We start from the raw sequence: 1,003 nt of genomic DNA on the forward strand, positions 1-1,003 counted from the left end.
GTGGGCCGCACCAGTGCCTCGGCATGTACCTGTTCTACCTGGAGGCGCAGCTCATCCTCGCCACCATGCTCAGCCGCTACCGGTTCCGGCTGCATCGCCCCGGCGTACCCGGGTTGCGGCTGGCCGCGGCGCTGCGGCCGCGCGAGCGGGTGGAGCTGACACTCGTCGCGGCCGGGCGGGCGGAGCGGGCATGACCGACGGGCCGACACCGGATTTACTCGCCGTCGCCGCGGAGCAGGGCCGGGTCTGCGCGCTCGCCGCGCAGGGCCAGCGCGGCCTGCGCAAGGCCGCCGCCGCGCACCCGGAGCTGTTCCCCGCGGACCCGTTCGACGCGACGCTGTTCAGCAGCATCGCCCAGGCGATGGCGTTCAGCGCCCCCTGGCACAGCGCCGCCGAGCTGGCCGTGACCAACCGCGCCGTGCTCTGGGGCTTCGCCGTGGACTGGCTGGTCGACCACCAGGCCACCAGCCGGGCCGAGGTCGACCGGATCACCGGTGTCTGCCTGGACGTGCTCGACGGCGCCGGCACCGACGACCCACTGGGCCGGTTCCTGGCCGAGCTGCGCGACGACGTGGCCGCCGCGCCCGGCTACCCGGCGCTGCGCGGCCACTGGCGTGCGGCGATGGAACGCACGCTCGACGCGATGGCCCGCGAGTGGGACTGGCGGCGCACCGGCCGCCCCACGCTCGCCGACTACCTCGCAAACGCCGACAACCTCGCCGCCACAGTGGTCAACGTGGCGCACTGGATCCACACCGGATCGGTGTCCACCGCCGAGGCGATGGACCACGCGGTCGCCGTCAGCGACGAGGTGCAGCGGGCCCTGCGGCTGGTGAACGACCTCGGCACCCACCGCCGCGACGCCGAGTCCGGCGACCTCAACGCGCTGCTGCTGGTGGACGACCCGGCCGAGGTCGAGCGGCGGTTCGCCGAGCAGGTCGACCACTGCCGCGTCCGGCTGGCGAAGCTGGCCGGTGAGGCGCCCCGGGAAGCCGACTTCCTG

The 1,003-nt window shown here is 74.7% G+C and carries 2 protein-coding genes; both read left to right on the forward strand.

Annotation, left to right across the window (positions count from 1 at the left end; all coding sequences use genetic code 11):
• The coding region (locus tag AB0L34_RS34530; RefSeq protein WP_363709890.1) for a cytochrome P450 at positions 1-194 on the forward strand (194 nt) is incomplete at its 5' end.
• The coding region (locus tag AB0L34_RS34535) for a terpene synthase family protein (protein WP_363709892.1) at positions 191-1,003 on the forward strand (813 nt) is incomplete at its 3' end. The genes AB0L34_RS34530 and AB0L34_RS34535, both read left to right, overlap by 4 nt.

It is taken from the genome of Micromonospora sp. NPDC052213 (assembly GCF_040679695.1).
Lineage (GTDB): Bacteria > Actinomycetota > Actinomycetes > Mycobacteriales > Micromonosporaceae > Micromonospora.